General features: G+C 74.1%; 21 protein-coding genes and 1 pseudogene. 6 read left to right on the top strand and 16 right to left on the bottom strand.

Features of this window, described 5'->3' with window-relative positions; translation table 11 throughout:
- Window positions 1-67 precede the first annotated feature (67 nt).
- The 4 genes from ACIQVT_RS20810 to ACIQVT_RS20795 form a co-directional block, all read right to left on the bottom strand.
- Window positions 68-580, bottom strand: coding sequence for an O-acetyl-ADP-ribose deacetylase (locus ACIQVT_RS20810; protein WP_403755529.1), 513 nt, complete (start codon window positions 578-580; stop codon window positions 68-70).
- Window positions 577-1986 (bottom strand): phytoene desaturase family protein, encoded by a 1410-nt coding sequence (locus ACIQVT_RS20805; protein ID WP_403755524.1) that lies wholly within the window; start codon window positions 1984-1986, stop codon window positions 577-579. The genes ACIQVT_RS20810 and ACIQVT_RS20805 overlap by 4 nt, the downstream gene beginning before the upstream one ends.
- A 95-nt stretch (window positions 1987-2081) precedes the next feature.
- A complete protein-coding gene (locus ACIQVT_RS20800) occupies window positions 2082-2927 on the bottom strand; it encodes an inositol monophosphatase family protein (protein WP_403755521.1) in 846 nt (281 codons plus the stop codon).
- Window positions 2928-3031: 104 nt separating this feature from the next.
- Window positions 3032-4891 carry a gamma-glutamyltransferase family protein gene (locus ACIQVT_RS20795; protein ID WP_403755518.1) on the bottom strand — a complete coding sequence of 620 codons (1860 nt, stop codon included), beginning with the start codon at window positions 4889-4891 and terminating at the stop codon, window positions 3032-3034.
- A 148-nt stretch (window positions 4892-5039) separates the two neighbouring features.
- Between ACIQVT_RS20795 and ACIQVT_RS20790 the strand changes: the two genes are divergently transcribed.
- Together ACIQVT_RS20790 and ACIQVT_RS20785 are read left to right on the top strand one after the other, a co-directional pair.
- A complete protein-coding gene (locus ACIQVT_RS20790; protein ID WP_403755515.1) occupies window positions 5040-6104 on the top strand; it encodes a biotin/lipoate A/B protein ligase family protein in 1065 nt (354 codons plus the stop codon).
- Between the two features lie 194 nt (window positions 6105-6298).
- Window positions 6299-6964, top strand: coding sequence for a hypothetical protein (locus ACIQVT_RS20785; protein ID WP_403755512.1), 666 nt, complete (start codon window positions 6299-6301; stop codon window positions 6962-6964).
- 34 nt (window positions 6965-6998) lie between these two features.
- Here ACIQVT_RS20785 and ACIQVT_RS20780 read toward each other — a convergent pair whose 3' ends face one another.
- The 6 genes from ACIQVT_RS20780 to ACIQVT_RS20755 all read right to left on the bottom strand — a co-directional run bounded on the left by ACIQVT_RS20780 (window position 6999) and on the right by ACIQVT_RS20755 (window position 13743).
- Complete coding sequence (locus tag ACIQVT_RS20780) at window positions 6999-8018, bottom strand: TIGR03842 family LLM class F420-dependent oxidoreductase (RefSeq protein WP_403755509.1); 1020 nt, start codon at window positions 8016-8018, stop codon at window positions 6999-7001.
- A 10-nt stretch (window positions 8019-8028) separates the two neighbouring features.
- Complete coding sequence (hydA, locus tag ACIQVT_RS20775) at window positions 8029-9432, bottom strand: dihydropyrimidinase (RefSeq protein ID WP_403755506.1); 1404 nt, start codon at window positions 9430-9432, stop codon at window positions 8029-8031.
- 104 nt (window positions 9433-9536) lie between these two features.
- A complete protein-coding gene (locus tag ACIQVT_RS20770; protein WP_403755503.1) occupies window positions 9537-10829 on the bottom strand; it encodes an aspartate aminotransferase family protein in 1293 nt (430 codons plus the stop codon).
- Complete coding sequence (locus ACIQVT_RS20765) at window positions 10826-11668, bottom strand: nitrilase-related carbon-nitrogen hydrolase (RefSeq protein ID WP_403755500.1); 843 nt, start codon at window positions 11666-11668, stop codon at window positions 10826-10828. The genes ACIQVT_RS20770 and ACIQVT_RS20765 overlap by 4 nt, the downstream gene beginning before the upstream one ends.
- A 204-nt stretch (window positions 11669-11872) precedes the next feature.
- Window positions 11873-13345: a hypothetical protein gene (locus tag ACIQVT_RS20760; protein WP_403755497.1), complete on the bottom strand. Its 1473-nt coding sequence runs from the start codon at window positions 13343-13345 to the stop codon at window positions 11873-11875.
- A 146-nt stretch (window positions 13346-13491) separates the two neighbouring features.
- On the bottom strand, window positions 13492-13743 hold the full coding sequence (locus ACIQVT_RS20755; RefSeq protein ID WP_403755494.1) for a helix-turn-helix domain-containing protein: 252 nt from the start codon (window positions 13741-13743) through the stop codon (window positions 13492-13494).
- Window positions 13744-13812: 69 nt separating this feature from the next.
- Here ACIQVT_RS20755 and map point away from each other — a divergent pair, with 69 nt between their 5' ends.
- Together map and ACIQVT_RS20745 are read left to right on the top strand one after the other, a co-directional pair.
- Complete coding sequence (gene map, locus ACIQVT_RS20750) at window positions 13813-14589, top strand: type I methionyl aminopeptidase (protein WP_403755491.1); 777 nt, start codon at window positions 13813-13815, stop codon at window positions 14587-14589.
- A gap of 903 nt (window positions 14590-15492) precedes the next feature.
- A complete protein-coding gene (locus ACIQVT_RS20745; RefSeq protein WP_403755488.1) occupies window positions 15493-18033 on the top strand; it encodes an ATP-dependent Clp protease ATP-binding subunit in 2541 nt (846 codons plus the stop codon).
- 84 nt (window positions 18034-18117) lie between these two features.
- Here the strand turns inward: ACIQVT_RS20745 and ggt are convergent, their stop codons facing one another.
- Entirely contained in the window at window positions 18118-19920 is a 1803-nt protein-coding gene (gene ggt / locus ACIQVT_RS20740; RefSeq protein ID WP_403755485.1) for a gamma-glutamyltransferase, read from the bottom strand.
- A 143-nt stretch (window positions 19921-20063) separates the two neighbouring features.
- Here ggt and ACIQVT_RS20735 point away from each other — a divergent pair, with 143 nt between their 5' ends.
- Both ACIQVT_RS20735 and ACIQVT_RS20730 read left to right on the top strand, forming a co-directional pair.
- Complete coding sequence (locus ACIQVT_RS20735; protein ID WP_403755482.1) at window positions 20064-20810, top strand: hypothetical protein; 747 nt, start codon at window positions 20064-20066, stop codon at window positions 20808-20810.
- A 108-nt stretch (window positions 20811-20918) separates the two neighbouring features.
- Window positions 20919-22487 carry an alpha/beta fold hydrolase gene (locus ACIQVT_RS20730; protein WP_403755479.1) on the top strand — a complete coding sequence of 523 codons (1569 nt, stop codon included), beginning with the start codon at window positions 20919-20921 and terminating at the stop codon, window positions 22485-22487.
- A gap of 76 nt (window positions 22488-22563) precedes the next feature.
- Here the strand turns inward: ACIQVT_RS20730 and ACIQVT_RS20725 are convergent.
- The 5 genes and pseudogenes from ACIQVT_RS20725 to pcaC form a co-directional block, all read right to left on the bottom strand.
- Window positions 22564-22769: pseudogene (locus ACIQVT_RS20725) on the bottom strand (amino acid ABC transporter permease); the annotation flags it as partial.
- A gap of 207 nt (window positions 22770-22976) precedes the next feature.
- Window positions 22977-23396, bottom strand: coding sequence for a DUF6278 family protein (locus ACIQVT_RS20720; RefSeq protein WP_403755476.1), 420 nt, complete (start codon window positions 23394-23396; stop codon window positions 22977-22979).
- A 16-nt stretch (window positions 23397-23412) separates the two neighbouring features.
- The gene (locus tag ACIQVT_RS20715) at window positions 23413-24192 is read right to left on the bottom strand and encodes an exodeoxyribonuclease III (protein WP_403755473.1); all 780 of its coding nucleotides are present in this window, start codon (window positions 24190-24192) and stop codon (window positions 23413-23415) included.
- Window positions 24193-24232: 40 nt separating this feature from the next.
- Window positions 24233-24868, bottom strand: coding sequence for an MBL fold metallo-hydrolase (locus ACIQVT_RS20710; RefSeq protein WP_403755470.1), 636 nt, complete (start codon window positions 24866-24868; stop codon window positions 24233-24235).
- 39 nt (window positions 24869-24907) lie between these two features.
- Window positions 24908-26206, bottom strand: a complete 1299-nt coding sequence (pcaC, locus tag ACIQVT_RS20705) for a 4-carboxymuconolactone decarboxylase (protein ID WP_403755871.1) — start codon at window positions 26204-26206, stop codon at window positions 24908-24910.
- Window positions 26207-26405 lie beyond the last annotated feature (199 nt).

Here is a 26405-nt window from a genome sequence, read left to right as displayed (position 1 = left end):
CCCCCACACGTAGTTGAACGCGTTCAGAATACTCGGCCGGGGGCGGCGGGGGCGGCCAGGGAGTGACTCAGTCGGGCAGTTGTCGGGCGAACGCCTCGTACGCGCGGTCGTCGAAGAGGACGAACCGCACCTCCTCGACCGCCGTCGGCGTGTTCGACACCGTCTCCGTGGCGATGCGGGCCGCGTCGTCCATCGGCCACCCGTACACGCCCGTGGAGATCGCCGGGAACGCGACCGTCCGGGCGCCCAGTTCGTCGGCGACGCGGAGGGACTCCCGGTAGCAGGAAGCGAGCAGCGCGGGGCCGTCCGGAGAGGACCCGTACACCGGGCCGACGGTGTGGATGACCCAGCGGGCGTGGAGTTCGCCGGCCGTGGTGGCGACGGCCCGGCCCGTGCGCAGACCCCGGCCGTACCGGGAGGCGCGCAGCGCGCGGCACTCCGCGAGGATCGCCGGGCCGCCGCGGCGGTGGATGGCGCCGTCCACTCCCCCGCCGCCGAGCAGCGAGGAGTTCGCCGCGTTGACCAGAGCGTCGGCGTGCTGGAGGGTGAGGTCGCCCAGGGCCAGGGTGAGGGCGGTCATGTCTGCCTCAGCCTGCGCCAGACGGCCTTGGCCGCGTTGTGCCCCGACATGCCGTGGACGCCGGGTCCCGGCGGGGTCGCCGAGGAGCAGATGAAGACCGCCGGGTGGGGCGTGTGGTACGGGAACAGGGAGGGCCGGGGACGCAGCAGCAACTGGAGCCCGGAGGCCGCGCCGCAGGCGATGTCGCCGCCGACGTAGTTGGCGTTGTGGGCGGCCATCTCGGCGGGGCCGGCGGTGGCGCGGGCGAGCACACGGTCCCGGAACCCGGGCGCGTAGCGCTCCAGCTGGCGTTCCAGGGCGTCGGTGAGGTCGCCGGACCAGCCGTTGGGCACGTGGCCGTACGCCCAGAAGACGTGCTTGCCCTCGGGGGCGCGGGTCGGGTCGACGACACTGGGCTGCACGGTGATCATGAAGGGTCTGTCGGGGGCCCGGCCCTCGCGGGACACGGCGCGCAGGGCGGTGCCGATCTCGGCCTGGCTGGCGCCGATCTGGACCGTGCCGGCGACGCGGGCCTCGGGCGCGGTCCAGGGCACCGGGCCGTCCAGGGCGTAGTCGATCTTGAAGACGCCGGGGCCGTAGCGGTACTTCGCGTAGTGGTCGCCGAAGCCGGCGATGCGGGCCAGGGCGGTGGGCGAGGTGTCGAAGACGTACGCCCTCGCCGGCGGCAGGTCGTCCAGGCGCTTGACCTCGTAGTCGGTGTGCACCTCGCCGCCGAGGTCGGTCAGATAGGCGGCGAGCGCGTCCGAGATGGCCTGGGAGCCGCCGCGGGGCACCGGCCAGCCGCGCGCGTGGGCGGCGAGGGCGAACACCAGCCCGATGGCGCTGGTGGCCGGTCCGCCGAGCGGGGCCATCACATGGGCGACCAGCCCGGAGAAGAGGGCCTTGACCCGTTCGTCCCGGAAGCGGCGCATCAGCCAGGTGGAGGGCGCCAGTCCGACCAGGCCGAACCGGGCCAGCGTGACCGGGTCACGCGGGAGCGCGGTCGACGGCAGGGACATGAAGTCCCGCACCAGCGTGTCCCAATGGGCGAGCAGCGGCTCGATCAGCCTGCGGTACGGCCCCGCGTCGCGCGGCCCGAAGGAGGCGGCGGTCTCGGCCACCGACCGGGACAGCACGGCCGCGCCACCGTCCGGGAAGGGATGGGCCATGGGCAGCGGGGCGTGCAGCCACTCCAGGCCGTACCGGTCGAGCGGCAGGGCGCGGAACGCCGGGGAGTTGATGCCGAGGGGGTGGGCCGCCGAGCACGGGTCGTGCCGGAAGCCGGGCAGCGTCAGCTCCTCGGTGCGGGCGCCGCCGCCCACCGTGGGCCGCGCCTCGAACAGGGCCACGGAGAAACCCCGACGGGCCAGCTCCACGGCTGCGGTCAGTCCGTTCGGCCCCGCACCCACCACGACCGCATCGAGCATCGACGACACCTTCGGACCCCTTCGTCAGCCGACGGCCATTCGCGAGCAGGATAAGCCGGGAGCCGGCCCTCCCCCGGGCCGGGTGGCCCCTGACCTCAGGACGCCGCGCCCAGCAGACCGGCCAGTCGGCGGGCGGTGGCGGCGTCGCGGGCCGCGGTGAACGGCAGGACGTTCCCGCCGGTGATCCGGAACGGCTCGCCGGTCGGCGTGACGTGCGTGCCCCCCGCCTCCTCGACCAGCAGCAGCCCCGCCGCGTGGTCCCAGGCGGCCTCCCAGGAGAACACCACCGCGTCCAGCTCGCCCCGGGCGACCGCCAGGTACTCGAGGCCCGCGGATCCGCAGGGGCGCGGCGCGAGACCGTCGGTCCACAGGGCCTTCAGGGCCCGCTTCTGGTCGTCGGTGGTGAAGTCCGGGTGGGAGACGGCCACGGCGAGGTCCCGGCCGGGCGCCGGCGGCCCCGCGAACAGCCGCTCCCCGTCGAGGAAGGCGCCCCGGCCCCGGACGGCGGTGGCGAACTGGTCACGCGCCGCCGCGTACGTCCACGAGGCGAGCACCGTGCCGCGGTGGGCGAGGGCGACCAGCGTGCAGAAGCCGTCGTCGCCGTGCACGAACTGACGGGTGCCGTCGACCGGGTCGACGATCCAGACCGGCGCGTCGCCCTGGAGCGCCTCGTACACCGCGGGGTCGGCGTGCACCGCCTCCTCGCCGACCACCAGCGAGCCGGGCAGCAGCGCGCCGAGGTCGTCGGTGAGCCGCAGCTCGGCGAGCCGGTCGGCGTCGGTCACCAGGTCGTGCGGGCCGGTTTTGCGGTCCACCTCGTGCTCGGCCAGCCGCCGGAAGCGGGGCAGGATCTCGGCCGCGGCGGCCTTGCGGACCGCCTCCTCCACGTCGGCCGAACAGCGGGCGAGAAACTCCTCGATGGTTTCCGTCTCTTCGATCATGCCTCCATGAGAGCACGTCCCACTGACAGCCCCCGCCCCCCGGGTGCACTCCGGGTGGAATCGGGATGAAGGACACGGTCGGGGCGCGCGGGGACGGGACGGCGTCAGCGGCCCACGGCGTACCCCTGCATGCCGCGCGGGTTCGCCGCCGCCGACAGGATGCCGGTCGCCGGGTCCCGGGCCACCGCGCACAGCCGCCCCTCGGACCAGGCGGGGCCCACGGTGACGTCGTGGCCGCGCCGCCGCAGCTCCTCGACGACCCCGGGATCGGTGCGGGACTCGACGGTCACACCGCCGGGGTGCCGGCCCCGCGGGTGGAAGGAGCTGGGGAAGCTGTCGGTGTGCCAGTTCGGGGCGTCGACGGCGCCCTGGAGGTCGAGGCCGCCGCGGACGGGGGCGCGCAGGGCGGCGGCGAGGAGGAAATGCAGCTGCCACTGGTCCTGCTGGTCGCCGCCGGGGGTGCCGAACGCGAGGACCGGCACGCCGTCGCGCAGCGCCAGCGACGGGGTGAGCGTGGTGCGTGGACGCCGGCCCGGGGTGAGCGAGTTGGGCAGGCCCTCCTCCAGCCAGGCCATCTGGAGGCGGGTGCCGAGCGGGAAGCCCAGTTCGGGGACGACCGGGTTGGACTGGAGCCAGCCCCCGCTGGGCGTGGCCGCGATCATGTTGCCCCAGCGGTCGACGACATCGATGTGGCAGGTGTCGCCACGGGTCGCGCCGTCCGCGCCGACCCACGGTTCACCGGACGGCCGTCCCCCGGCGGGGAACCGCGCGACCGTCGGCTCGCCCGCGCCCGGCGCGGCGAGGCCGGGGCCGTCGGTGTCCGGCACGCGCGCGGGCCGGCGCGCGTCCGCGCCCGTCGCCACGAACACGGGCAGCCGCGGGAGGCGTCCCCCGGGGCTGCCGGGCCGCAGGTCGTGGTTGGCCCGCTCGCCGACCAGCGCGCGCCGGGCCGCGTTGTACTCCCGCGACAGCAGGTCGGCCACGGGCACCGCGGCGGCGTCCCCGTACCAGGCCTCCCGGTCGGCCATGGCGAGCTTGCAGCCCTCGACCAGCAGGTGGACGTGGTCGGCGGAGCCGTGGGCGGGCAGTTGCAAAGGCAGCAGGGCCAGTTGCTGGAGCAGGACCGGACCCTGGCTCCAGGGGCCGGCCTTGCACACGGTCCAGCCGTTCCAGTCGTACGTCACCGGTGCCTCGTACGACGCCGACCAGCCGGCGAGGTCGGCCTCGGTGAGGGTGCCGGTGCGACGCTCGCCGCTGGTGTCCAGCGTGGGCCGCCCCGCCTGCCGTACCAGAGCCTGGGCGACGAACCCCGAGCGCCACACCTCGCGCGCGGCGTCGATCCGCGCCTCCCGGCCGCCCGCGCGGGCGGTCTCGGCCAGCAGCCGCTTCCAGGTGGCGGCGAGCGCGGGGTTGCGCAGCAGCGTGCCGGGGCGCGGCGCCCGTCCGCCCGGCAGGTAGACGGCAGCGGACGAGGTCCACTCGGTCTCGAACAGCCGCCGTACGCTCTCGACGGTGGCGCCGACGTTCTCCACGGGAGGGTGCCCGTGCTCGGCGTACCCGATGGCGTACGTCAGCACGTCCTCGAGGGACCGGGTGCCGTGGTCGCGCAGGAGCAGCAGCCAGGCGTCGAAGGCGCCGGGCACCGCGGCGGCGAGCGGGCCGGTGCCCGGGACCAGGTCCAGCCCCAGGCCGCGGTAGTGGGCGACGGTGGCACCCGCCGGGGCCACGCCCTGCCCGCACAGCACCCGCACCGTGCCGCCCGCCGGCGCGAACAGGGCCGGCACCTCGCCGGCCGGTCCGTTCAGGTGTGGTTCCACGACGTGCAGCACGAACGCGCCGGCCACGGCCGCGTCGAAGGCGTTGCCGCCGGCCTCCAGCACCGACATCGCCGACTGCGAGGCCAGCCAGTGGGTGGACGACACCATGCCGAACGTGCCTTGGAGGGTGGGCCGGGTGGTGAACACGGACGTGCTCCTTCGCTCGGGCGCCGCACGGCCGCCGGCGCGGCTGACCGCCCACGGCTCCGCCCGCGATGCTACGGACCACGCCACCGCCGGGGAACACCCCGGCCCGCCCGGACGTTGGTCCCGTGCGGAACGGAAGGTGTGGCACGTGCATGGTGAGTACAAGGTGCCCGGCGGCAAGCTCGTCGTCGTGGACGTGGAGGCCCGGGACGGCATGCTGCGGGACGTGCGCGTGGCCGGGGACTTCTTCCTGGAGCCGGACGAGGCGCTGGACGCGGTGAACGGCGCGCTGGAGGGCGCGTCGGCGGACACCGACGCGGCGGGGCTCGCGGCCCGGATCGAGGCGGCCCTGCCCGCCGGGACGGTGATGTACGGCCTGACGGCGGAGGGCGTGGCGGTCGCGGTGCGCCGGGCGCTCGCGCACGCCACGGACTGGACGGACTACGACTGGCAGCTGATCCACGAGGGCCCGCAGCCGCCGGCCCTGCACATGGCGCTGGACGAGGTGCTGACCGCCGAGGTGGCCGCGGGCCGGCGCCCGCCGACCCTGCGCGTGTGGGAGTGGGGCGCCCCGGCGGTGATCATCGGCAGCTTCCAGTCGCTGCGCAACGAGGTCGACGCGGAGGGCGCCGCCCGCCACGGCGTCGAGGTGGTGCGGCGGATCTCCGGCGGCGGCGCGATGTTCGTGGAACCCGGCAACACCATCACCTACTCCCTCTCGGTCCCCGAGTCCCTCGTCCAGGGCCTGTCCTTCCAGGACAGCTACGCCTATCTGGACGACTGGGTGCTGGGCGCCCTCGGCGACATGGGCATCCGCGCCTGGTACCAGCCGCTGAACGACATCGCGACCGACCAGGGCAAGATCGCGGGCGCGGCGCAGAAGCGGATCGTCGGCCCCTGCGGCGGACCGGGGGCCGTGCTGCACCACGTGACGATGTCCTACGACATCGACGCGGACAAGATGGTGGAGGTCCTGCGGATCGGGCGGGAGAAGCTGTCCGACAAGGGGACGCGCAGCGCCCGCAAGAGAGTCGATCCGCTGCGACGCCAGACGGGGCTGGCGCGCGAGGCGGTCATCGACCGGATGATCGAGTCGTTCCGCGGACGCTACGGCCTGGCGCCGGGCGCGGCCACCGCCGGGGAACTGGCCCGCGCCGAGGAGCTCGCCCGCACCAAGTTCCTGTCATCGGGGTGGACGGCGAGGGTGCCGTGAGCCCGGGAGCCGCACGGGACGGGACGTGGAGGAGCGCCGGAAAGGGGACATAGGGGTATTCCGGGGGGCGGGTGGCGTGAGCGGGTGGGTACGGAGTGCTTCGGCACTTCCGCGTCACAGGCAGTCATGTGACACTGTCGTCCCCCGTCCACCCGTGGACCTTCCCGTACCGCCTCCCCCACGAGAAGTGCGCCGTGCGTTCCCTTCCTCTGCCGCTCGCCCTCACCGCGCGCCTGTCGCCGGTCGCGGTACTCGCCTGCGCCGGCTGGGCACTGACGTCCGGTCCGGTCACGCCGCCCGCGGCCGGGCACCCGGCGGCCCAGAAGGTGCCCGTCGGCGCCTCCTCCGCGGCGCCCTCCGCCACGGCGGCGCCGAAGAAGTACACCGCCGCGCCCGCCCCCTGCGCCGGCGTGCCCGCGGCCACCGTCGCGTCCCTGGTGCCGGGGGCGAAGCCGGCCGGCCGGGAGATCCCGTCGACCGACGCCGACCTGCGCCGCACCTGTTCGTGGAACGCGCTCAAGGGCTACGACTACCGCTGGCTCGACGTGTCCTTCGAGATCACCGGCTCCGACCGGGAGGCGCGCGAGGAGTACGGGCAGCGGGTCCGCGAGAAGAGCGGCGGCGGGGCCGTCCCCGGACTGGGGGACGGCGCCTACTCGGTGGTGAACCTCACCACCGAGGACAAGCAGCAGACCCGCGAGGGCGTGGTGCTGGCCCGGGCCGCCAACGCGCTCGTCGTCGTCACCTACAGCGGCAGCGACTTCGAGTCCAAGAAGGCCCCCGGCACGGACGAGATCAACAAGGGGGCCATCAAGGCGGCGAAGGCGGCGGTCGCCGCGCTGGGCGCCGGCCGCGGCTGAGCGGCCGTACGACGCGGGCGGGCAGGTCCCGGGGTCAGGCGCCGACAGCCGGGATGACGCTGGTGCCGTAGGCGTCGATCGTCGCCTCCTGGGCGTCGTGCATGTCGTACACGGCGAACTGGTCGACGCCCAGGGCGCGGAGCGCGGTGAGCTTCTCGACGTGTGCCTCCGGGGGGCCGATCACGCAGAAGCGGTCCACGATCTCGTCGGGCACGAACCGGGTGTCCGGGTTGTCGCTGCGCCCGTGGTGGGAGTAGTCGTAGCCCTGCCGGGACCGGATGTAGTCGGTGAGTTCGGCGGGGACCCGGCCGGAGTGCTCGCCGTACCGGGCGACCAGGTCGGCGACGTGGTTGCCGACCATGCCGCCGAACCAGCGGCACTGCTCGCGGGCGTGGGCGAGGGCCGCGGGCGAGTCGTCCTCGGTGACGTAGGCGGGTGCGGCCACACAGACCGTGACCTCGGCGGGGTCGCGTCCGGCGGCGACGGCCGCCTCCTTGACGGTCCTCACCATGTACTCGGTCAGGTACAGGTCGGACAGCTGGAGGATGAACCCGTCGGCCTCCTCGCCGGCCATCTTCAGCGCCTTCGGCCCGTACGCGGCCATCCAGACGGGGAGTTGGGCTCCCTCGCCGACCCAGGGGAACCGGATCTTCGTGCCGCCGAGGTCGGCCTCCTCCCCGCGGCCGAGGGCGCGGATCACCTTCATGGCGTCGCTGAGCCTGGCGAGGGTGTTGGGCGCGCGTCCCGCGACGCGCATGGCGGAGTCGCCCCGGCCGATGCCGCAGACGGTGCGGTTGCCGAACATGTCGTTGAGGGTGGCGAAGGTGGAGGCGGTGACCTCCCAGGCGCGGGTACCCGGGTTGGTGACCATCGGGCCGACCTTCAGCCGGGAGGTGTGGGCGAGGATCTGGCTGTGGATCACGAACGGCTCCTGCCAGAGCACGGCGGAGTCGAACGTCCAGCCGTAGCGGAAGCCGTTGCGTTCGGCCCGTTTCATCAGGCTGATGACGCGGGAGGCCGGCGGGTCGGTCTGGAGGACGAGGCCGAAGTCCATGGGGCCGCTCCTAGGAGAGGTACTGACAGGTGGCGCGCGGGGTGAAGACGCCGTGTCCGGCGCGGCCGGTGAACTCCCGGCGGTCGATGACGAGTTCGCCGCGGGAGAGCACCGTCTCGACGCGGCCGGTGACGCGCCTGCCCTCGTACGCCGAGTAGTCGACGTTCATGTGGTGGGTCTCGGCGGAGAGCACCTGCTCGGCGTGCGGGTCGTAGAGGACGATGTCGGCGTCGGAACCGGGGGCGAGAGTGCCCTTCTTGGGGTAGAGGCCGAACATGCGGGCCGGGGCGGCGCAGGCGATCTCGATCCAGCGGCGACGGGAGATGTGCCCGTCGACGACGGCCTGGTGCAGCAGGTCCATCCGGTTCTCCACGCCCGGCAGCCCGTTGGGGATCTTGGAGAAGTCGCCGCGGCCCAGTTCCTTCTGTCCGGCGAAGCAGAAGGGACAGTGGTCGGTGGAGACCACCTGGAGGTCGTCGGTGCGCAGTCCCCGCCACAGGGCGGCCTGGTGCTCCCTCGGCCGCAGCGGGGTGGAGCACACGTACTTGGCGCCCTCGAAGTCCGGCTCGGCGAGGTTGTCGGTGGACAGGAAGAGGTACTGCGGGCAGGTCTCGCCGAAGACGGGCAGCCCCTCGTCCCGGGCCCGCGTCAGCTCGGCGACCGCCTCCGTGGCGGAGACGTGCACGACGTACAGCGGGGCGCCGGCGACCTGGGCGAGGCGGATGGCGCGGTGGGTGGCCTCGGCCTCCAGCAGGGCCTTGCGGACCTCGCCGTGGTGGCGGGGGTCCGTCTCGCCGCGGGCCAGGGCCTGTTCGACCAGCACGTCGATGGCGATGCCGTTCTCGGCGTGCATCATGATCAGTCCACCGTTGGTGGCGGAGCGCTGCATGGCCCGCAGGATCTGGCCGTCGTCGCTGTAGAACACGCCCGGGTAGGCCATGAACTGCTTGAAGCTGGTCACCCCCTCCTCGACCAGCAGGTCCATCTCCGCGAGCGTCGCCTCGTTCACATCGGAGACGATCATGTGGAAGCCGTAGTCGATCGCGCACCTGCCCTCGGCCTTGGCGTGCCAGGCGTCCAGGCCCTCGCGCAGGGTGTGGCCGACGCTCTGCACCGCGAAGTCCACGATCGTGGTGGTGCCGCCCCAGGCCGCGGCGCGGGTGCCGGTCTCGAAGGTGTCGGAGGCGAAGGTGCCGCCGAAGGGCAGCTCCATGTGGGTGTGGGCGTCGACCCCGCCCGGGATGACGTACTTCCCGGTGGCGTCCACGACGCGCTCGGCGCTGAACGCCTCGGCCGCCGACGTGCCGGAGGCGGCGAGGGCGGCGACGCGACCGTCCTCGACCAGGACGTCGGCGTGGATCTCGTCCGACGCGGTGACGACGAGACCGCTGCGGATGACGGTACGGCTGCTCATGCTGCTCCCTCGGTCGACGGTGGGGTCGGGACGCGGTCGGCGGCGCGGCACACCAGGGGGGCGGTGGTCTCCCCGCCCGCCCCGGCCGCCGCCCGGGGCGGCGGTCAGCCGCTCCGGTCCACGCTTCTCAGCGCCCGCTCCAGGATCGCCGCGCCCTCCTCGGCCTCGGCGACGGTCAGGGACAGCGGCGGGGCGATCCGCAGGGCGCTGGTGTCGTGGCCGCCGCCCTTGCCGATGAGCAGTCCACCGTCGCGGGCCGCCTCCAGCACCGCGGCGACCGCCCGCGGATCGGCCTCGTCCGTGCCCGGCCGGACCAGTTCCACACCGATCATCAGCCCGCGTCCGCGCACCTCGCGCACCGCGGGCAGCTGGGCGGCGACCGTGCGGAGCCGTTCGATGAGCAGTCCGCCGACCCGCCGGGCGTTGCCCTGGAGGTCGTGTTCGAGCAGGTGGGTGAGGTTGGCGAGGCCGGCGGCCATGGTGAGCTGGGTGCCGCCGAAGGTGGAGATGCTGTTGGCGTCCAGGCAGTTCATGATCTCGGCGCGGGCGACGACCCCGCCGATGGACATGCCGTTGCCGATGCCCTTGGCGAAGGTGACGATGTCCGGCGGGCCGTTGCGGGCGTGCGCCTGCCAGCCCCAGAAGTGGTCGCCGGTGCGGCCCCAGCCGGTCTGCACCTCGTCGGCGATCCACAGGATGCCGTGGTCGGCGAGGACCTCGCGGAACGCCGCGTACAGGCCGTCGGGCGGCGAGGTGAACCCGCCGACGCCCTGGACGGGTTCGGCGATCAGCGCGGCGGGCGTCCGGGTGTGGCCGAGGACGTCCCTCAGGTCGGCGACGCAGGCGTCGACGAACGCCCGGTCGTCCAGGTCCGCGAACGGCCCCCGGGTGCGCACGCCGCCGTGGACGTACAGGGTGTGCAACGGGGACAGCGAGGTCGGGGACCAGCCGCGGTTGCCGGTGATGCCGACCGTGCCGAAGGAGCGGCCGTGGTAGCTGTTGCGCATGGCCAGCACGGTGTCGCTGCGCCGGTGGGCGGTGGCGAGCAGCAGGGCGGTGTCGTTGGCCTCGGTGCCGGAGGTGGTGAAGAACACGCGGGCGTCCGGGATGCCGCTCAACTGCGCGATGCGCTCCGCGAGTTCGACCATCGGCCGGTTGAGGTAGAGGGTCGAGGAGTGCACGATCCGGGCGGCCTGCTCGGCGACCGCCTTGGTCACCTCCGGCAGGGCGTGCGCGGTCGACGTCGTCAGGATGCCGCCGAAGAAGTCCAGGTACCTGCGCCCCTCGGAGTCCCAGACGTGCCGGCCCTCGCCGTGGGTGATCTCGATCGGGTCGTCGTAGTAGAGGGCGAGCCAGTCGGGCAGTACCCGGCGGTGCCGGGCGTACAGGTCGTTCACGGCCGCACCAGCCCGTCGTAGGCGTCGGGGCGACGGTCGCGGTAGAACGCCCACTGCTGCCGCACCTCCTCGATCAGGTCGAAGTCGAGGTCACGGACGACGAGTTCCTCGCTCTTGTCGTCGGCGGTCTCCCCGACGAAGCGTCCGCGCGGATCGACGAAGTAGGAGGTCCCGTAGAAGTCGTTGTCGCCGTACTCCTCCTGACCCACCCGGTTGATGGCGGCGACGAAGTACTCGTTGGCGACGGCCGCGGCGGGCTGCTCCAGCTGCCACAGGTGGGCGGACAGGCCCCGGTGGGTGGCGGACGGGTTGTAGACCAGCTGGGCGCCGTTCAGGCCGAGTTGGCGCCAGCCCTCCGGGAAGTGCCGGTCGTAGCAGATGTAGACGCCGACCTTGCCGACGCTGGTGTCGAAGACCGGCCAGCCCAGGTTGCCGGGCTTGAAGTAGTACTTCTCCCAGAAGCCCTTGACCTGCGGGATGTGGTGCTTGCGGTACTTGCCGAGGTAGGTGCCGTCGGCGTCGATCACCGCCGCGGTGTTGTAGTAGAACCCGGACTGCTCGACCTCGAAGACCGGGACGACGATCACCATGCCGGTCTGGCGGGCGAGGTCCCGCATCCGGCTGACGGTCGGCCCGTCCGGCACCGGCTCGGCCCAGCGGTAGTGCTCCGGCTCCTGCACCTGGCAGAAGTAGGGGGCGTTGAAGACCTCCTGGAAGCCGATGATGCGGGCGCCCCGGCGAGCCGCCTCGCGGGCGTGCTCCTCGTGCTTCGCCACCATGGACTCGGTGTCGCCGGTCCAGGTGGCCTGGACCAGAGCGGCGCGTACGACGTTGGCCATGAGCTGCTCCTTCGACGCGGCCTCAGAGCCTCTACGCCCGTAGAGCAGGCCGTAGAGGGACGAAGGTAAGCCTCCGCGACGCCCTTGCCAAGACCATCGCCGGCAACCCGCGGAGTCGATCACGTTTCACACTCCGCTGGGTGAGCGGATCCGCCGGCCGGGGGGCGGACCCGGGCAGACCGGGACGGGTTCCCCAGCCGCCGGTCACGGGGCGTGCCCGGCGACGCGCAGCGCGTGCACCAGGTCCCAGTGCCGCTCGTCGCACACCCCGGCCGCCGCCCGGAGCAGCAGCGGCACCAGACGCGCCGGACCCGCGGCGGCGCACCGGGCGGCCTCCTCGGGCGTGCGGACGCGCACACAGGCGTCCAGCAGGGCCCATGCCTCCCGGTGGCGGCCCTCCGCCTCCAGCCGCAGCACGGCCGTGCCGATCTGCTCCGCCGGTCTCGCCACACCCTGTCGCAACACCTGCCGGGCGTCGGCGTCCCGGCCGGCCGCGGTGAGCGTGCCGGCGACGGCGGCCAGCCGCTCGGCGGGCAGCGAGGCCGCCTCCCACAGCAGGGTGGCCCAGTCGGCGCCGAGCCCGGCCCGGTGCAGGGCGTCCGCGAGCCACGGCAACCGGCCGGCGGGCCAGCGCGCCGCCTCGGCCAGCAGCACGTGCGCCTCTCCGCTGCGTCCCTCGGCCCGCAGCCGCGCCAGCAGGTCCACGGTCCCGGCGACCGCCTCGGACGCTCCCTCGTCCACCACGGCGGCCACCGCCGGTACCGGTGCGGCCGTCTCCGCGGCCCCGGCGAAGCGGGCGCCGCGCGGTGTCCGGATCCCGGCGCCGGCGTCCGGCGCGGGGGTCTGCGGCACGGTCACGGGCGCGGCCGTCCCCTCCTCCCCCATCCCGGCGAACCGCGCGCTGCCACGCCGGCGCCCGGCGCGGGGCCGGCGGGCGGTGGGCGGGGCGGGGGGCGAGGCGGGCGGCGCGGATGCGGGTGCGGTCCGTCCCGGCCGGTCGGGCGTGAAGCCGGCGTCCGGTAACGGGGCGGGGGGCGGTGGGCCGGCCGGGCCGCGCCGAGGGGCCGGCGGGGGGCCGGACGGGTCCGGCGGGCGTCCCGGTGGCACGGCCCGACCGGCGGCCGGGTGAGCGACCGGATGGGCGGCCGGATGGGCGACCGGATGGGCGGCCGGCAGGTCCAACCGCGCCAGCCGGCCGCGCAGTTCCGCGCAGCGTGCGGTGGCGCGGCGGTGGTCGTCGCGAGCCTGGGCGAGTTCGAGGTGGAGGGTCTCGGCGCGGGCCGCGGACACCGGCGCGGACAGCAGGCGGCTGAGTTCGGCGTGGCGTTCGGCGGCGTGCCGCTGCTCGCGCAGCATGCCGTCGAGCCGGCCGGCCAGGAAGTCCCGGGCTCCGGGCCGGGAGTCGTACGCGGTGAGCGCGGCGGCGTGCAGCGCGCGGGCCCGTTCCCTCTCGGCCGCCGCGACGGCTGGCCCGTACGCCGCGCCGAGGTCCTCCAGCAGGGCCTCGACCACGTCCCACGGAGGGATCTCGTGTCCGTCCAGGCAGGCCCGCATGCCCTCGGGATCGCGGTGCCAGAAGACCGCGCTCCAGCCACCGCCCCCGCCGACGCGTGCCAGGAGTGCGTCCAGGTAGCTCGCGAACTCCCTTATCCGTCCGGGGAGTCGATCCACCGTCATCGCCCCGCTCCCACCCGCCGCCGGTCCCCCGTCCGGTAGGCAACACCAGTCGTGTTACGGGGCTACTACGCAGAGTTTTCGGGGAGCGCGCGAACGGCTCGCGCCGGATCTCCGACCGGGGTGCGGCCGGGGCGCCGCCGGACGGGTCAGACGGGCGCCGGCGTGCAGAGCGCGGCCAGTTCGTCCATCGACAGGCCGAGCGCGCCCGCCAGCGCGGCGACGGTGAAGAAGGCCGGCGTCGGCGCCCGTCCCGTCTCGATCTTGCGGAGCGTCTCGGCCGAGACTCCGGCCACGGCGGCCACCTCGGCCATGCTCCGGGCACCCCGCGCCTCGCGCAGCAGCCGGCCGAGCCGTTCACCGCGGTCGCGCTCTTCGGGGGTCAGAGGGGTGCGCACCATGCCCCCATTCTAATACCGGCGGCGCCCCGACGGCCTGGACACCATTTAAATACCGGTATAGTTATTGGCATGGTGGAACTGAAGACGAAGACGTCCATCGCGGCGATGCATGCCGCGGGCCAGGTCGTGGGGCAGGCCCTGACGGCCGTACGGGAGGCCGCGCGCGTCGGCGTCTCGCTGCTGGAGCTGGACGAGGTGGCCCGGGAGGTGCTGCGCGCGGCCGGCGCGTCCTCGCCGTTCCTCGGCTACCGCCCCTCCTTCGCCACGACGCCCTTCCCCGCGGTGATCTGCGCCTCGGTGAACGACGCGATCGTGCACGGCATCCCCACCGGCTACCGGCTCGGCGACGGGGACCTCCTCTCCGTCGACTGCGGGGCGGTGCTGGACGGCTGGGCGGGCGACTCGGCGATCAGCTTCGTGGTGGGCCGCCCGCGCCCGGAGGACCTCCGGCTGATCGACACCGCCGAGCGGGCGCTGGCGGCGGGCATCGACGCGGCCGTGCCCGGGGGGCGCGTCGGCGACATCGCCCACGCCATCGGCCGGGTCTGCCGTGCCGCCGGTTACGGCATCCCGCACGGCTTCGGCGGCCACGGCATCGGCCGCCGCATGCACGAGGCGCCCGACGTCCCGAACGAGGGCCGCCCCGGCCGCGGGTTCCCGCTCCGCCCCGGCATGGTCCTCGCCATCGAACCGATGGTCATCGCGAGCGGGAAGGACACGTACTACGAGGCCGACGACGGCTGGACCCTGCGCACGAGCGACGGCTCGCGCGCCGCCCACGCCGAGCACACGGTGGCCATCACGGAGGACGGACCCCGCGTCCTGACCGCACGCACGACCGACTGAGCCGTCCGCCACCCCGGGCCCCGGCGGGGCGCCCACCGGAACCGCAGGGGGAACCGGGCGAACGGCGTCGGACGCCCCGGCGCCGCCGACCGTGCCCCGCGTCCTCACCGCCCCCACGGCCGACCGAGCGCATCCGCCACCCCGGGCTCCACAGAGGGGCCCACCCGGAAGCCGCGGGAGGAGCCGTGCGGGCGGCGTCGGACGCCACACACCCCGGCGCGGCCATGCCCCGCGTCCTCAGCGCCCCCACAACCGGCCGAGCCCGTCCCCACCCCCGAACGCCCAGGACGGGGCCCACCCGGAAGCCGCGGGAGGAGCCGTGCGGGCGGCGCACCGGGGGCGTCGGCCATGCCCCGCTCCCCCACCACCGACCAAGCCCGTCCACCACCCCGGCCCCCGCAGTGGGGGCCCACCCGGAAGCCGCTGCCGTCCTCGCCCGGTACGGCGCGGACGACCGGGACGGCGGCCTCCGCCCGAGGGGGACCGGGGAACGGCGTCGGACACCGGCGCACCCGCCATCGCCGGCCGTGCCCCGCGTCCTCGGCGCACCCGCCGCCGACTGAGCCCGTCCGCCACCCAGGCCCCACCCGGAAGCCGCAGGAGGACCTGACCGGGCGGCGTCCCCACGCCACGCACCCCGCCATCGCCGGCCGCGCCCCGCGCCCTCACCGCACCCACAACCGACTGAACGCGTCCGCCACCCCGGGCCCCACCCGGGAACCGCAGGGGATGCCATGCGGGCGGCGTCGGACGCCACGCACCCGGCGCCGGACGACATCCGCTCCCCGGTACGGGACCGCGCCGGCGGACATGCCCGGCCCGGGGGATCGTGTCATCGTGGGCATGAACCGCCCCCACCCGGTTACCCGGCGGAGCCAGTCGTCAGCGAAGGAACGCAACGCCATGACCAACGGCTACCCTCCTGACCCCTTCGGCGAGTTCCTGGCCCGCTTCTTCGGCGGTGCCCCGGGCGGCGCCCCCGGCCCCCGCCACATCGACATCGGCCGGCTGCTCAGCCAGCCGGCCCGGGAACTGGTCAGAGGGGCCGCCCAGTACGCCGCCGAGCACGGCAGCCGGGACCTGGACACCCAGCACCTGCTGCGCGCGGCGCTGTCCACCGAGCCCACCAGGAGCCTGCTGAGCCGGGCCGGCGCGGACCCGGACTCACTCGCGACCGAGATCGACGGCCGGGCCGGCCCGGTGCAGCACGGCCCCGGCGAGGCCCCGCCGCCGACGTCGCTGTCGCTGACCCCGGCGGTCAAGCGGGCCCTGCTGGACGCGCACGACCTGGCCCGGTCGAGCGGCGCCGGCTACATCGGCCCGGAGCACGTGCTGAGCGCGCTGGCCGCCAATCCGGACTCGGCGGCCGGGCACATCCTGAACGCGGCCCGGTTCTCGGCCGGCTCCCTGCCGCCGGAGGCCCCGGAGAGCGGTCAGCCCCGCCCGGACCGGCAGCGGGCCTCCGGCACGCCGACCCTGGACAAGTACGGCCGTGATCTGACCGATCTGGCCCGGCAGGGCCGGGTCGACCCGGTCATCGGCCGGGACTCGGAGATCGAGCAGACCATCGAGGTGCTGTCGCGGCGCGGCAAGAACAACCCGGTGCTGATCGGTGACGCGGGCGTCGGCAAGACGGCCGTCGTGGAGGGCCTGGCGCAGCGCATCGCGGACGGTGACGTGCCGGACATCCTGGCGGGCCGCAGGGTGGTGGCCCTGGACCTCACCGGGGTCGTGGCCGGCACCCGGTACCGGGGCGACTTCGAGGAACGCCTGAACAACATCGTGGAGGAGATCCGCGCCCACTCCGACCGGCTGGTCGTCTTCATCGACGAGCTGCACACCGTCGTGGGCGCGGGCTCCGGCGGCGAGGGCGGCGCGATGGACGCCGGGAACATCCTCAAGCCGGCCCTCGCCAGGGGCGAGCTGCACATCGTGGGCGCCACCACCCTGGAGGAGTACCGCCGGATCGAGAAGGACGCGGCGCTGGCCCGCCGGTTCCAGCCCATCCTGGTGCCGGAGCCCACGGCCGCGGACACCATCGAGATCCTGCGCGGGCTGCGCGACCGGTACGAGGCCCACCACCAGGTCCGCTACACCGACGAGGCGCTGGTCGCCGCCGTGGAGCTGTCGGACCGGTACCTCACGGACCGGCGGCTGCCCGACAAGGCGATCGACCTGATCGACCAGGCGGGCGCCCGGGTCCGGCTCGGCGCCGGCACGAAGGGCACGGACGTGCGCGCCATGGAGCGCGAGGTGGAGCAACTGGTCCGGGACAAGGACCAGGCGGTCGCCGACGAGGACTACGAGCAGGCCAAGCAGCTGCGCGACCGGATCACCGAGCTGAAGCAGCGGATCACGGCGGCCAGCGGCGACGACCGGGGCGACGAGGGGCAGCTGGAGGTGACGGCGGAGGCCATCGCCGAGGTGGTGTCCCGCCAGACCGGCATCCCGGTGAGCCGGCTGACGCAGGAGGAGAAGGAGCGGCTGCTCGGCCTGGAGGAGCACCTGCACCAGCGGGTCGTCGGCCAGGAGGAGGCCGTGGCCGTGGTCGCGGAGGCGGTGCTGCGCTCGCGCGCCGGACTGGCCAGCCCGCGCCGGCCGATCGGCAGCTTCCTGTTCCTCGGACCGACCGGCGTCGGCAAGACCGAGCTGGCCCGGGCGCTCGCCGAGGCCCTGTTCGGCAGCGAGGACCGGATGGTCCGGCTCGACATGAGCGAGTACCAGGAGCGGCACACCGTCTCCCGGCTGGTGGGCGCCCCGCCCGGGTACGTCGGCCACGAGGAGGCGGGGCAGCTCACCGAGGTGGTGCGCCGGCACCCGTACTCGCTGCTCCTCCTGGACGAGGTGGAGAAGGCCCACCCGGACGTCTTCAACATCCTGCTCCAGGTGCTGGACGACGGCCGGCTGACCGATTCCCAGGGGCGGACCGTGGACTTCACCAACACGGTCATCGTGATGACGAGCAACCTCGGCTCCGAGGCGATCACCCGGCGCGGTGCCGGCATCGGGTTCGGGCCGGGCGGCGCGGACGCCGACGAGGAGGCGCGGCGGGAGCGGATCCTGCGGCCGCTGCGGGAGCACTTCCGGCCGGAGTTCCTCAACCGCGTCGACGAGATCGTGGTCTTCCGGCAGCTGACCGGTGACCAACTGCGGCAGATCACCGATCTGTTGCTGGAGGGCACCCGGCGGTTGCTGGAGGGGCAGGGTGTCTCGGTGGAGTTCACCGGCGCGGCCGTCGACTGGCTGGCGGAGCGCGGCTACCAGCCGGAGTACGGCGCCCGGCCGCTGCGCCGCACCATCCAACGCGAGGTGGACAACCAGTTGTCCCGGCTGCTGCTGGACGGCACGGTCAGCAGGGGCAGCCGGGTGACGGTGGACGCCAGGGACGGACGGCTCGACTTCCGTACGGACGAGGAAGCCCGGCCACCCGCACCCGAATTGTGAGGGTGTCCCCCCGGCTTCCCGGGGGGACACCGGCGACCACGGCCGGTCACCGCGTCGGCGGCCGGTTACCGCGTCGGCGGCCGGTTACCGTGCCGGGTCGACCACCATCGCCGAGCCGCCGCCTCGCCGTACCTTCTCGGCGGCGGCGAGCCATTTCCCGCCCGGCAGCCGCTGCACGCCGGTCGCCGCGCCGATCTCCGGGTTCAGCTTGAAGCTGTGCCCGAGGGCCTCCAGCCGCGCCCTCATGTCGCTGTTGTACAGGGCGGGTTCGAGTTCGGTCTGGGCCGCGTTGCGCTGGCTGGCGCGCGGGGCGGCGATGGCGTCGACCAGCGGCAGCCCGCGGTCCAGGAACCCGGTGAGCGTCTGGAGCACGGTGGTGATGATGGTCGCGCCACCGGGCGAGCCGAGCGCCACCACCGGCTTGCCGTGCCGGTCGAGGACGATCGTCGGGGAGATCGAGGAGCGCGGACGCTTGCCCGGGCCCGGCAGGTTGGGGTCGTGCACGGCCGGGTTGGCCGGCGCGAAGGAGAAGTCGGTCAGCTCGTTGTTGAGCAGGAAACCACGGCCGGGGACGGTGATGCCGCTGCCGCCGGTCTGCTCGATGGTGAGCGTGTAGGAGACCACGTTGCCCCACTTGTCGGCCACGGTGAGGTGGGTGGTGTTCTCCCCCTCGTAGGTCGTCGGGGCCGCGGTGCCGCCCTTGCCGCAGGCGGCGGGGTGGCGCGGATCGCCGGGGGCGAGCGGGCTGGTCAGGACCGCGTCGTCGCGGATCAGGCAGGCCCGGGAGTCGGCGAACCGCTGGGAGAGCAGCTGCTTGGTCGGTACGTCCTCGGCCGCGGGGTCGCCTACCCAGCGTCCGCGGTCGGCGAAGGCGATGCGGCTGGCCTCGATGAAGCGGTGCAGGTACTGCGCCTTGCTCGCCTTGGAGAGGTCGCTCTTCTCCAGGATGTTGAGCGCCTCGCCGACGGTGGTGCCGCCGGAGGAGGAGGGGGCGATGGAGTACACGTCCAGGCCGCGGTACGACGTCCGGGTGGGCGCCTGGAACTTGGCGTGGTAGGCGGCCAGGTCCTTCTCGGCCAGCTTGCCGGGGCGCGCGTTCCAGCCGGAGGCGGGGTTCACGGGCGGGTGTTCCACCGTGTCGACGATGTCGTCGCCGATGTCCCCGTGGTAGACCGCGTCGACGCCCTTGCGGCCCAGTTCCTCGTAGGTGCGGGCCAGTTCGGGGTTCTTGAACGTGGAGCCGACGGCCGGCAGCCGGCCGCCCGGCAGGAACAGCTTCGCGGTGTCGGGGAAGTAGCGGAACCGCGTCTCGTTGGACGCGGTCTGCGAGCGGAAGGTGTCGTCCACGGTGAAGCCGTCGCGGGCGATCCGCTCGGCCGGACGCAGGACCGTGCCGAGCCTCCTCGTCCCCCATTCCCCCAGCGCCCGCTGCCAGGTCGCCGGGGTGCCCGGGGTGCCGACGCTCAGGCCGCTGCTGACGGCGTCGTCGAAGGCGAGGGGCTTGCCCTTCTCCAGGAACAGGTCGGAGTCGGCGCTCTGCGGCGCCGTCTCACGGCCGTCGATGGTGTGGACGGTGCGGGTGCGGGCGTCGTAGTAGACGAAGTAGCCGCCCCCGCCGATGCCGGCCGAGTAGGGCTCGGTGACGCCGAGCGCGGCGGCCGTGGCGACGGCCGCGTCGACCGCGTTGCCGCCCTTCCTGAGGACCTCGATGCCGGCGGCCGAGGCGTCGGCGTCGACGCTGGCGACCGCGCCGCCGTATCCGACGGCCACCGGAACCTTCGCCCCCGTCGCGCTCGTTGCCGTGCCGGGCGGGGCCGCGGCCCCCACCGACACCATGGCGGCCGAGACCGCCAGTACCGCCAGTTTCCGCGTGCCAGGACGACCCATCCGTACCTCCCGTCGGGACAGTCCGCGCAGCGTAACCAGATCGCCGTAGTACTGACAGTACGCCTCGGCGGCCCGCCACACGAACGTCACACATCGAACACCGGTACGTACGTCTACCCCCGGGACCGCTAGCATGCGCGGCCATGAACGACGACGTGCGCAACATCGTCCTCGGCGTCATGGCGGCCGGTGTCAGTGCCGCGCTGGGGTGGCTCGCCCGGACCGTCCTGTGGCGGCGGGCGCTCCGTCGCAAGCAGGCCTTCTTCGGGCTGCCGGACCACTCCGAGGCGCTGCTGGTGGTCAACCGCAACGCGGGCGGGCCCGAGAAGGCGGTGATGCGGCACGACGTGTTCGCCCTGCTGGAACTGTCGGCCCTCATCAAGGACTGCCGCGCGCACGCCCAGGTCCTCGCGCACGACGCCGCCCAGCAGGGCTTCGGGGAGCGTACGGAGTTCTGCCTCGGCGGCCCCGTCTCCAACCACCGCACGGCGGCCCACCTCTCCTCGCTGCTGCCCGGCGTGGACGTCAACACGCAGGCCGAGCCCGGTCCGGAGCGCGGGTCCTTCCGGATCGACGGGACGGACTACCGCGGGGAGCACGGCCGGAGCGAGTACGTGCTGCTCGCCCGGCTCACCGCGGGCGAGCGGCGGGAGGCGCGCCCGGTGTTCCTCTTCTGCGGCCAGAGCGCAATCACCAACCAGGCCGCCGCCCGATATCTCGCCCGCCATCACGAGCGGCTGGCCCGGAAGTACCGCGCGGGTTCCTTCGTCCTGCTGCTGAAGGTGGTCAACTCGCAGGCGTACGGGCCGGATGTGGTGGAGCTGGTGGCGGACGTGACGCGGGCGGCGCGGACCCCGCGTCCGGAGGCCGGCGCCGACGGCGACGGGTGAGCCGTCAACAACCGTTACCGGCACGTAACTTACCGACGGGTTACTTAGGGTAAGGCGCCACGGTTACCGTCGGGTCACTTTGCACGGAACCCAGTGAAGGAGTGACCCATGGGACGAAGTCGCACCGCTCTGCGCACCTCCACCGCCGTGGCCGCCGTCTCGGCGGCCCTGGTCGCCGGCACCGTCACCGGCCTCGCGCCGGCCGCCGAGGCCGCCCCGGCCGTCCGGTTCGTCGACATCACCGGCGACGGCGGCACCGTCCTCAAGGCCAACGTCCTCACGCCCGCGGGCGCCGACGCCTCGGCCCGCTACCCGCTCGTCGTGCTGCCCACCAGCTGGGGCCTGCCCCAGGTCGAGTACCTCGCCCAGGCGCGGCGGCTCGCCGACTCCGGCTACGTGGTGGTCGGTTACAACGTGCGCGGCTTCTGGCAGTCCGGTGGCCGGATAGAAGTGGCCGGTCCGCCCGACGTGGCGGACGCCTCCCGGGTCATCGACTGGGCCCTGGCCCACACCCCCGCCGACCCACGACACATCGGCATGGCCGGGGTGTCGTACGGCGCCGGGATCAGCCTGCTGGCCGCCGCGCACGACAAGCGCGTCAAGGCGGTGGCCGCGCTCAGCGGCTGGGCGGACCTGATCGACTCCATCTACTCGGGCCGCACCCAGCACCTCCAGGCGGCGGCCGTACTGGACGGCGCGGCCACCCTCACCGGCCGCGAGAGCCCCGAACTGCGCACCATCTTCGACAACCTGTACTCCTCGAACCTGTCGAAGGAACAGGACATGATCGACTGGGGGAAGGAACGCTCCCCCGTGACCTACACCGACCGGCTGAACGCGAACGGCGCCGCGGTGATGCTGGCCAACGCCTGGGGGGACACGGTCTTCCCCGCCAACCAGTACGCCTCCTTCTACGAGAAGCTGACCGGACCCAAGCGGCTGGAGCTGCGCCCCGGCGACCACGCGACCCCCGAACTGACCGGCCTGTTCGGGCTGCCCAACGACGTGTGGACCGACACCGAGCGCTGGTTCGACCACTACCTCAAGGCCGCCGACAACGGCATCGAGCGCGAACAGCCGGTCCAGTTGAAGTCCCGTGGCGCGGGGGGATACGAGGGCTACCCGGACTGGAAGTCGGTCGCCGCGACCCGGCGGAAGATCGCCCTGGCCGGCTCCCCCACCATCCACGCGAACGTCGACTCCGGCGCGGACGGCGGTGTCGTCTTCCTCTCCAGCATCCTGGACCAGGTCGCCCAACTGCCGCCGGTCGCCTCGATGCCGCTGCTGCCGCGCCGTTGGGCGGCCGTCTGGCAGTCGGAGCGGTACGGCACCGCCCAGCGGGTGCGCGGCACGGCGAACCTGCACACCACGCTCACCCCGACCGCGGAGAGCGGCACCTTCTTCGCCTACCTGTACGACGTGGGCCCGCTCGGCCTCGGCAAGCTCGTCACGCACGCGCCCCTCACCTGGCACGGGCGGACGCCCGGCGCACCGTTCACTGTCGACCTGGACCTGTACTCCACGGCCTACGACGTCCCCGCCGGGCACCGCCTCGCGCTGGTGGTCGACACGGTCGACCCGCTCTACCTCGAGCACAACCCGTCCGGCGCGCAGCTGACCTTCTCCTCGCCCGCGGACGACCCGTCGTACGTGTCCGTCCCCTTGCGCGAGCAGTGATCTCCGGCTGCCGCCGGACGAGCCTGGCCCGTGTGGTCTGCTGCCCCCTTGCGGTCCCGGGGCCATGGGGGGGCTCCCCACCCGGCAGCAGCGTCCCGGGGCCGGCCGCGGCGGTCACCACCGCCCGCCCTGGGACTGCGCTGCTCACGGCGGGACACCCGGCCGGCGAACCACGAGAGCAGCAGGCACATCCCGATGTGGATCGGCGGTCGCCATCACCACGGGGATGAACGGCAAATCGTAGTCGAGGTTGGCGCCGACGCGTTTCCCGGCGTCGGGGAACCCCCGCGGGGCGCGCCGGCGGCCGGCCCGAACGGGGGCTGCCGGCGACCGCGTTCGCCGGTGCCTCCGCCCGCGCGGACGGCCTCGGCACGCATCCGCCGCTGCGCCGGGACCGCCACAACCCGCCCGGACGGCGGAAGAGTTGACCGACCGTCCGCACCCGTCCGGGCCTCGGTGGCAGGCACGCCGGTAGGGCGTCGGCGGGGGTCAGGACTCGGCGATCTCCGCGTACAGCTGGGACAGCTCGGGAACCCCGCTGACCGCCCATTCCTCTCCGGCCGGCACCACCTCGGCCTCGCGGCCGGAGGTGAGCCGCACGACGGGCTCGCCGCCGGAGGTGATCCGCCAGGCGGCGCCGGGCACGGTCCGCACCACGACCGTGCCCAGATACAGTCCGGCGTCGTGGCCCAGCCAGGGCAGCAGTTCGGCGTCGTCCCGCCAGCGCGGCACCATCTGGTCCAGGGCCTCCAGGGAGGCCGGGGTGTCGTCGAGGCGGACGCCGGCCCGCGCGGCCTGCGAGCGGAGCAGCTCGCACTCGGCCAGCAGCGCGGCGACCGCCACGGGGTCGGCGGGGAGCGCCGCGTCACCGTGCTTCTTGCGCCGGGGGCCCCGGAACGGAAGGTGCATGGACCCCAGCGTGGCATCACACGTCCAGGTCGACCACCACCGGCGCGTGGTCGGAGGCGCCCTTGCCCTTGCGTTCCTCGCGGTCGACGTAGGCGTCCTTGACGGCCCGGGTGAACGGCTCGTTGCCGTACACCAGGTCGATGCGCATGCCGCGGTTCTTGGGGAAGCAGAGCTGACGGTAGTCCCAGTACGTGAACGGGTGGTCGTACTTCAGCGGGCGCGGCACGACGTCGCCGAGGCCCTCCTCGCGCAGGGCGGCCAGGGCGGCCCGCTCGGCCTCGGTGACGTGGGTGGAACCCTCGAAGGCGGCCCGGTCGAAGACGTCGTCGTCCGTCGGCGCCACGTTGTAGTCACCCAGCACCGCGAACGGGCGGCCGCCCCGCGCGTCGTCGCGCACCGCCGCCCGCAGGGCCTCGAACCACTGGAGCTTGTACGCGTAGTGCGGGTGGCCGACCTCGCGGCCGTTCGGCACGTACACCGACCAGACGCGGACCGGGCCACAGGTCGCCGAGACGGCGCGCGGCTCGGTCACCCCGTCGTAGCCGGGGTCGCCGGGCAGGCCCTTGACCACGTCCTCGATGCCGACGCGGGAGAGCACCGCCACGCCGTTCCACCGGCCGGTCGCGTGGACGGCCGCCTCGTAGCCCAGCTCGCGCAGCTGGTCGACGGGGAAGCTCTCCTCGGCGATCTTGGCCTCCTGGAGGCAGAGCACGTCGGTGCCGCTGCTCTCCAGCCAGGCCAGCAGCCTCGGCAGGCGGGCGGTGATCGAATTCACGTTCCAGGTGGCGATGCGCATGTCCACCAACCTACCCGGCGGCCCTGACAACCGGCCGTGCTCACAGGTCGGCGGAGGCCCCCGGTTCCAGGCGCAGGTGGTCCGTGCCGCCCAGGGCCCCGATCTGGCGGTCGTAGATCGGGCGGGCCAGGTCGGTGAGCAGGGCGTCGTGGACGTCGTAGGCACGCTGCGGCCCGACCTCGCGGACGTAGTCGATCACCTCGGAGATCTTGTTCCAGGGGGCCATCACGGGAAGCAGCAGGGTCTCCACCGGCCGACCCGGGACGGTGAGGGCGTCGCCGGGGTGGAAGACGCGGCCGCCGTCGACCAGGTAGCCGACGTTGGTGATCCGCGGGATGTCCGGGTGGATCACCGCGTGCAGCTCGCCGTGGACCTCCACCTCGAAGCCGGCGGCGGTGAAGGCGTCGCCGTGGCCGACGGTGCGCACCCGGTCCGGGAAGGCCGCCGCGATCTGGCCGGCGACCGACCGCGGCGCCCAGACCACGGCGGCCGGATTCGCCTCGAGGGCGGCCCGCAGCCGGCCCTCGTCGAAGTGGTCCGGGTGTTCGTGCGTGACCAGGACGGCGTCCGCGCCGACCGCCGCGTCCTCCTCGGAGAATCCGCCCGGGTCGATGACGAGGGTGCGTCCCTCCTTCTCCAGGCGGACGCAGGCGTGGGACTTCTTCGTGAGCCTCATGTCTGCCCAGTCTGCCGCGTGCGGCCGTCCGCCGGGGTCCTACTCGGCCGGTGTCGTCTCCTCCCGGATGACCTGCCGGGCCACCCGGAACGCGCGGTTCGCGGCCGGCACCCCGCAGTAGACGGCCGTCTGGAGCAGCACCTCAGCGATTTCGTGCGGGGTCAGTCCGTTGCGCAGGGCCGCGCGGGTGTGGGCCGCGAGCTCCTCCAGGTGGCCGCCGGCGACCAGCGCGGTGAGCGTGATGCAGCTGCGGGTACGCCGGTCCAGGCCGGGCCGGTCCCAGATCTCGCCCCAGGCGTACCGGGTGACGAACTCCTGGAAGTCCTCGGAGAACTCGTCGGCCTCCGCGAGCGCCCGGTCCACGTGCGCGTCGCCGAGCACCTCCCGGCGGATCTTCAGCCCGGTCCCGTACCGGTCGGGCTCCCCAGCCGGTCGCCCCGGTACGGGCGCCGCGCAGATCTCGGCGACCGGCGCGGGCTGCGGCGCGGCCGGCGCCGGGGCGGGGGCCGTGACGGCCGGGGTGCCCGGCAGGACGTTCTGGCCGGTGTCGAAGTTGTGCTGCCAGGCGCTGGAGAAGTGGCGCACCAGCAGGTCGGTGACGGCGGCGGGCTGCTCCACCGGGACCAGGTGGGAGGCGCCGGGGACGACCGCGAGGCGCGCGTCCGGGATGCCGGCGACCAGCGTACGGGCCTCGGCGGGTCCGGTGACCTGGTCGTCGGCGCCGACCAGCACCAGCGTCGGCACGCCCACCCGGCCCAGCTCGGGCCGGACGTCGAACCCGGCGAGGGCCTCGCAGGCGGCGATGTAGCAGCCCGGGTCGGTGGTGCGGACCATCTGCACCGCCCACTCGGTGATCGCCGGCTGCGCGGCGGCGAACCCGCCGGTGAACCAGCGGTCCGGTGCGGTGCGGGCGATCGGGTCGAGCCCGTTGGTGCGGACGATCACCCCACGCTGCCGGAACTCGTCGGCGGTGCCGAACCGGGGCGAGGCCGCGACCAGCGCGAGGGAGGCGAGACGTTCGGGGTGGCGCAGGGCCAGCTCGATGCCGACGGCGCCGCCCAGCGCGCAGCCCGCGTACCCGAAGCGCTGCACGCCCAGCGCGTCCAGCGTCACCAGCAGCCGGGCGGTCAGCTCGGCGACGGAGCCCGCCGGGTGGGCGGGGGCGCCGCCGTGCCCGGGCATGTCGAACCGGAAGACCCGCCACTGCTTGGCCAGTTCCGGCACCTGTCGGTCCCACATGTGCCAGGTGGTGCCCAGTGAGGGACCCAGGATCAGGACCGGAGCGTCTTCTGGCCCGTCAAAGCGGTATTGCAGGGTGTTCGGTGGTGTCTCACTCACGCCCCAGACCCTCTCACGTCTCACGGACGCCCCTATAACGCGGGGGCGCGGGGAACCGGTCTGACCAGGTTGAAGACCTCTCGGGCGGCATATCGCTCGAGGCATCGGATGATCTCGCGTCGCGTCTTGCCCACCATCAGGTGGGCCGAGGGTCGCGCAGGTGCGGAACAGCTCGGCATTGCCCAAGCTCGACAACCGC

The organism is Streptomyces sp. NPDC100445 (assembly GCF_044759735.1).
Taxonomy (GTDB): Bacteria; Actinomycetota; Actinomycetes; order Streptomycetales; family Streptomycetaceae; genus Streptomyces.
The sequence above is the reverse complement of the archived record's forward strand: the minus strand, read 5'-3'. Positions and strand labels throughout refer to the sequence as shown.